The sequence below is a fragment of the Micromonospora globispora genome (assembly GCF_003857015.1).
Lineage (GTDB): Bacteria > Actinomycetota > Actinomycetes > Mycobacteriales > Micromonosporaceae > Micromonospora > Micromonospora globispora.
The window spans coordinates 1-6,061 of sequence record NZ_QGGF01000081.1 but is presented as its reverse complement, the minus strand read 5'-3'; the positions used below and the strand labels follow the sequence as shown (position 1 = coordinate 6,061).

The following is a 6,061-nucleotide window of genomic DNA, read 5'->3' as shown; positions in this document are numbered from 1 at the left end:
TCACGAGGTCTCCGTGCTGATGGTCTTCTTCGTCGATGAACCATCTACCGGAGACCTCGCTACTTATCGATCACCGACGCGCCGGAATCTCATCGCCCACCACCGCCGACTTCGACACACGGCCTAGCGGCCGGGGCGGGGAGGGTGCGCTCCCCGCCCCGGTACGCCGACGGGACTCCGGCATCCGGCGGGCCGGGCCTCGGTCGTTAGGCTGAACGGTGATGGCATACCTGGATCACGCGGCGACGACCCCGATGCTCGACGAGGCACTCGAGGCGTACGTCGCCGCCGCCCGCGAGGTGGGCAACGCGTCGTCGCTGCACGCGGCGGGTCGCCGCGCCCGCCGGCGGGTGGAGGAGTCCCGCGAGCGGGTGGCCGCCGCCCTCGGCGCCCGCCCGTCCGAGGTGATCTTCACCGGCGGCGGCACGGAGAGCGACAACCTCGCCGTGAAGGGCATCTTCTGGGCCCGCCGCGCCGCCGACGCCGGCCGGGTGCGGGTGGTCTCCAGCGCGGTCGAGCACCACGCCGTGCTGGACGCGGTGGACTGGCTGGCCGGGCACGAGGGCGCCGAGGTCGGTTGGCTGCCGGTCGACCCCGCCGGCCGGCTCGACCCGGAGCGGCTCCGCGCCGAGCTGGCCGCGCACGGTGATCGGGTCGCCCTGGTCACCGCCATGTGGGCCAACAACGAGGTGGGCACCGTGCAGCCGGTGGCCGAGCTGGCCGCGGTCGCCACCGAGCACGGGGTGCCGTTCCACACCGACGCGATCCAGGCGGTCGGCCAGGTACCGGTCGACTTCGCCGCCAGCGGCGTGGCCGCGCTCACCGTGACCGGGCACAAGCTCGGCGGCCCGACCGGCGTCGGCGCGCTGCTGTTGGCCCGGGACGTCGCCGCCACCCCGTTGCTGCACGGTGGCGGCCAGGAGCGGGACGTGCGGTCAGGCACCCTCGACACCGCCGGCATCGTCGCCTTCGCGGTCGCCGTCGAGGCGGCGGTGAAGGGCCAGCAGGAGTACGCCGCCCGGGTCGCCGCGCTCCGCGACGAGCTGGTCGAGCGGGTCCGGCAGGCGGTGCCCGAGGTGGTCTTCAACGGTGACCCGGTGGACCGGCTACCCGGCAACGCCCACTTCTCCTTCCCCGGCTGCGAGGGCGACGCCCTGCTGCTGCTCCTGGACGCCCAGGGCATCGCCTGCTCCACCGGTTCGGCCTGCTCGGCCGGGGTGGCCCAGCCGTCGCACGTGCTGCTCGCGATGGGCGCGGACGACGACCGCGCCCGCTCGTCGCTGCGCTTCACCCTGGGCCACACCAGCACCCGCGCCGACGTGGACGCCCTCATCGCCGCGCTGCCCGGCGCCGTGGACCGGGCCCGCCGCGCCGCCGCCCTCCGGACCCCGCGCTGAGCCGGATACGCTCGGTGGGATGAGGGGAGTGGGCTGGTGAGGGTTCTGGCGGCGATGTCCGGCGGGGTGGACTCCGCGGTGGCGGCGGCGCGCGCAGTGGACGCCGGGCACGACGTGACCGGGGTGCACCTGGCGCTGGCCCGCAACCCGCAGACCTACCGCACCGGCGCCCGCGGCTGCTGCACCCTGGAGGACTCCCGGGACGCCCGCCGGGCCGCCGACGTGATCGGCATCCCGTTCTACGTCTGGGACATGGCCGACCGCTTCCATGAGGACGTGGTGGACGACTTCGTCGCCGAGTACGCGGCCGGTCGTACCCCGAATCCGTGCCTGCGCTGCAACGAGAAGATCAAGTTCGCCGCGGTGCTGGACCGGGCGGTGGCCCTGGGTTTCGACGCCGTGGTGACCGGCCACCACGCCCGGCTCGGCCCCGACGGTCAGCTGCGGCGCAGCGTCGACCTGGCCAAGGACCAGTCGTACGTGCTGGCGGTGCTCACCCGCGAGCAGCTGGCCAGGTCGATCTTCCCGCTCGGTGACTCGACCAAGGCCCAGGTGCGCGAGGAGGCGGCCCGGCGCGGCCTCGCGGTGGCCGACAAGCCGGACTCGCACGACATCTGCTTCATCGCCGACGGGGACACCCGAGGCTTCCTCGCCCAGCGGCTCGGCGAGGCACCCGGAGACGTGGTCGACGCGCTCACCGGCGCGGTCGTCGGCCAGCACACCGGCGCGTACGCCTACACCGTCGGCCAGCGCCGTGGACTGCACCTGGACCGGCCGGCCCCGGACGGTCGCCCCCGCTACGTGCTCTCCATCACCCCGAAGACCAACACGGTGACCGTCGGGCCCGCCGAGGCGCTGGAGGTTTCCCAGGTGCGGGCGACCCGTCCGGTCTGGACGGGCGGGGAGCGACCGACCGCCCCCGTCGAGTGCGAGGTGCAGCTCCGGGCGCACGGCGACGTCGTGCCGGCCACCGTCGAGCTGCACGGCCACGGCCTCTCCGCCGAGCTGCGCCGACCGGTCCGCGGTGTCGCCGCCGGCCAGGCCATCGTGGCGTACCGGCCGGACCCGGCCGGGGACGTGGTGCTCGGCTCGGCCACCATCACCGGCTGACGCCCCGCGGCCCGGCCCGGCCGGCGCTGCATGCCTGCTCGGCTGCTACAACTCTGATGATGGAATGAATCGGCTGTCGTGGCCGTGCGGCCTGGGGTGGCGGTTTGCCTGGCCGCTGGCGCCGAGATCGCCCGCCATGCGGGCCCTCTCGTGATTCGTTTACGCCATCAGGTCTGTAGCGTCCGGTCGGGCGTTGGCCGGCCCGGGTGGCGGGCTTCGCGTCGGGGCGGGGTGGCGCAACGGATAATCGTCGGCGTGACTGATCAGTCCTGGCCCTGGCCCGCCGGCGCGGCCACCGGCATCGGCTCGCTGCCCGGCACCGACATCGCCGAAGCACAGCGGATCGTGCTCGGCGAGCTGCCCGCCCTGCCGCACCTGCCCGAGCTGCCCGCCCGGGGTCCCGGGGCCGACCTGATCGGCCGCACCGGCGGCCTCCTGGTCGAGCTGCCGATCGAGCTGTACGCGGCCCGCTGGCGGATCGCCCCGCGCCCCGGCCGGGACCTGCGCCGCGCCCGAGACCTCTTGGAACGCGACCTGGACCAGCTCGCCGAGCAGGCCGAGGAGTACACCGGCCCGGTCAAGGTCCAGGTGGCCGGCCCGTTCACCCTGGCCGCGTCGCTGGAACTACCGATCGGCGGTCGGCTGCTGCGCGACCCGGGCGCGGTCCGCGACCTCACCGGTTCGCTCGCCGAGGGCGTACGCGCCCACGTCGAAGCGGTCGCCCGACGGCTGCCCCGCGCGTCGGTGCTGCTCCAGCTCGACGAGCCGGCACTGCCGGCGGTGCTGGCCGGGCGAGTACCCACCGAAAGTGGCTTCGGCACCCACCGGGCGGTGGAGTCGGAGGTGGCCCGCTCGCTGCTGCATACCGTGATCGAGGCGGCCGGGGTGCCGACCCTGGTGCACTGCTGCGCGCCGGACGTACCGCTGGAGCTGATCCGCTCCGCCGGCGCGGCCGGGGTCGCGCTGGACCTGGGCCAGGTCACCGACCTGGACCCGCTCGGCGAGGTGATTGACGCGGGCCTGGGGCTGCTGGCCGGCGCCGCGCCGACGGTGCCGCCCTCCTCCGGTCGCCCGCCGACGTCGGCGCAGGTCGCCGACCGGGTACGCACGCTCTGGGACCGCCTCGGCTTTCCCCGCCGCCGGCTGGCGCAGCAGGTGGTGGTCACCCCCGCCTGCGGCCTCGCCGGGGCCACCCCGCAGTACGCCCGCGCGGTGCTCACCGCCTGCCGGGACGCCGGCCGCCGGCTCTACGAGGAGTGAGGTTTTCCGTCGTACCCGCCGGGCAGGATGGCCGGCATGATTGGACAGCTGCGTTCAGTGGTGATCGACTGCCCCGACCCGCGTGCCCTGGCCGGTTTCTACGCTGAGCTGCTCGGCCTGCCGCTGATCGAGGACAACTCCGACGGCGACGACTGGGTGGTGCTCGGCGGGCCACCCGGTCACCAGCCGCGGATCGCGTTCCAGAAGGCGCCCAACCTGCGGGCGCCGGCCTGGCCTGACCCCGAGCGGCCGCAGCAGTTTCACCTCGACGTCACCGTCGACGGCATCGAGACCGCGGAGCGGGCGGCCCTGGCGCTGGGCGCTCGGCGGTTGCCCGGCGAGGGTGAGGGTTTCCGGGTGTACGCCGACCCGGCCGGGCACCCGTTCTGCCTCTGCTGGGACTGACCTGGGGCGGGGCCGGCCTGGCGGGGCTTGCGCGTACGGTGCATGATCGCCACCGTGATCGACTCCTCGCCCCGCCGGGCCTCCGGCTCGCTCTTCGGTCTCGCCTACGGTGACGCCCTGGGCAAGCCCACCGAGTTCCTCACCGTCGCCGAGATCGAGCGCCGGTACGGCCCGGCCGGTCCCCGGGAGCTGGCCGGTGATCCCGCGCTGGTCACCGATGACACGCAGATGGCGCTCGCGGTCGGCTGGGCGCTGCACGACGCGCCCGCGTTCACCCCGGAGGCGGTGGAGCCGCTGCTGCGGCGGCGCTTCCTCGACTGGGCGGTCAGTCCGGACAACAACCGGGCGCCCGGCATGACCTGCCTGCGCGCCTGTGCCGAGCTGTCCCGGGACATCCGCTGGCAGGAGGCGACGGTCACGGGCTCGAAGGGCTGTGGCGCCAACATGCGGGTCACCCCGGTCGGGCTGCTCGACGTCGACCTGGACACCCTCGCCGGGTTGGCCCAGCTCCAAGCCGGCCTGACGCACGGTCACCCGACCGGTCTGGCGGCCAGCGAGCTGACCACGTACGCGGTGCGGCTGCTGCGCGACGGCACCGCGCTGAAGGAGTTGCCGGCCCTGCTCGCCGCGCGGGCCCGGGAGCAGCGCCTGGTCTACCGCGCCGACTGGCTCGGTGACCTGTGGCAGGTTGCCGGGGCCGGGTCCCCGCGGGAGTTCATCGCGTCTGGCTGGGACGAGTGCCTGGAGGCCCTCGCCCGCCTCGACGCCGCGCTGGCCGGGCCCGACGACGGCGGCGACCCGTGCCGGCACACCGGGGAGGGTTGGATTGCCGAGGAGGCCCTCGCGACCGCCCTGCTCTGTGCCCTGCGGCACGCCGACGACCCGGTGGATGCCCTGGCCCGGGGTGCGAGGACCGCCGGCGACTCCGACTCGATCGCCGCCCTCGCCGGAGCCTTCGTGGGCGCTGCCCACGGCATGTCGGCCTGGCCGTCGGGCTGGTCCGCCCGGATCGAGTACGCCGACCAGCTCACCGCCCTCGGCGCGGCCTCCGACTGACCGGCCGCCCGCTCAGACCAGGGTCTCGGCGGCGACGAACCCGGCGGCGAGGCAACCGGCCAGTCCGAGAGGCCAGAACCACCACCATCCGGGCCGGTTCAGCCGGATCCAGCCGAGGGCCAGGCAGGTCACGGCCGCCACGCTGGCGACCAGCAGCGCGACCCAGGCGACCGCGCCACCGGGCGGCTCCGCGTGGAACCCCGGAGGGGGCGGCTCGTGGCTGCCGGTCACCTCCGGGCTGAACACGATGAGCAGCCAACCGAAGAGCGGGAGCAGGATGGCTCCGACGAGCAAGCCGACCGTCATCGTGCCCCGGCGGATCCAGCGGGTGGCCGTGGGCACGGGCAAGGCGTCGACGGCGGCGGGGTCACTCATCGCGCCAGTGTCGCCCCGATCGCGTGTCGCCCCGATCGCGGTACGCCGGCTCGTCCCCTCGGTCAGGCCGGGCTCGGCCGGCCGTGCAGTCGTCGGACCTGACGCCAGAGGTCCGGATCGCAGGTGCCGGCCCGGTTGGCGAAGGCGTCGGCCGGGACGTGCCGGGGTTCGGCGAGGTCGAGCCAGCTGTCGTGGTCCGCGTCGGCGTCCCAGTCGCGGGTGGGGATACGGACGTGATCGTCCCGGCCGGACTTGTCCTGGCTGGTGATCTTCAGGACGTCGGCGCCCCGGCTGTCGGCGTGCAGCACCAGGCAGGGGCGGACCTTCGAGCCGGTGCCGTCGGCGTACGGGACGTCGGCCCACCAGATCTCGCCGGGCCGGGGCTCGGCGGTGGGCCGTTCGGCGCCGCGCGGCCGGGGCGGTGCGGTGACCGCCCGCGGCGAGAGGCAGGGGTACGG

7 protein-coding genes are annotated in these 6,061 nt (G+C 75.0%); 5 read left to right on the top strand and 2 right to left on the bottom strand.

The features are described from left to right. Positions 1-221: 221 nt before the first annotated feature. From DKL51_RS03085 to DKL51_RS03065, 5 genes are all read left to right on the top strand, one after another. Entirely contained in the window at positions 222-1,397 is a 1,176-nt protein-coding gene (locus DKL51_RS03085; protein WP_124811700.1) for a cysteine desulfurase family protein, read from the top strand. 36 nt (positions 1,398-1,433) lie between these two features. Next, complete coding sequence (mnmA, locus tag DKL51_RS03080; RefSeq protein ID WP_124811699.1) at positions 1,434-2,507, top strand: tRNA 2-thiouridine(34) synthase MnmA; 1,074 nt, start codon at positions 1,434-1,436, stop codon at positions 2,505-2,507. 255 nt (positions 2,508-2,762) lie between these two features. After that, positions 2,763-3,767 carry a methionine synthase gene (locus tag DKL51_RS03075; RefSeq protein ID WP_109964369.1) on the top strand — a complete coding sequence of 335 codons (1,005 nt, stop codon included), beginning with the start codon at positions 2,763-2,765 and terminating at the stop codon, positions 3,765-3,767. A 36-nt stretch (positions 3,768-3,803) separates the two neighbouring features. Then, positions 3,804-4,172 carry a VOC family protein gene (locus DKL51_RS03070; RefSeq protein WP_185734686.1) on the top strand — a complete coding sequence of 123 codons (369 nt, stop codon included), beginning with the start codon at positions 3,804-3,806 and terminating at the stop codon, positions 4,170-4,172. A gap of 42 nt (positions 4,173-4,214) precedes the next feature. Continuing rightward, on the top strand, positions 4,215-5,228 hold the full coding sequence (locus DKL51_RS03065; RefSeq protein ID WP_124811698.1) for an ADP-ribosylglycohydrolase family protein: 1,014 nt from the start codon (positions 4,215-4,217) through the stop codon (positions 5,226-5,228). Positions 5,229-5,240: 12 nt separating this feature from the next. Here DKL51_RS03065 and DKL51_RS03060 read toward each other — a convergent pair whose 3' ends face one another. Together DKL51_RS03060 and DKL51_RS03055 are read right to left on the bottom strand one after the other, a co-directional pair. After that, entirely contained in the window at positions 5,241-5,603 is a 363-nt protein-coding gene (locus tag DKL51_RS03060) for a hypothetical protein (protein WP_109948174.1), read from the bottom strand. A gap of 62 nt (positions 5,604-5,665) precedes the next feature. Further along, positions 5,666-6,061: type II toxin-antitoxin system PemK/MazF family toxin (locus DKL51_RS03055; protein WP_148097711.1), on the bottom strand; the 396-nt coding region annotated here is incomplete at its 5' end.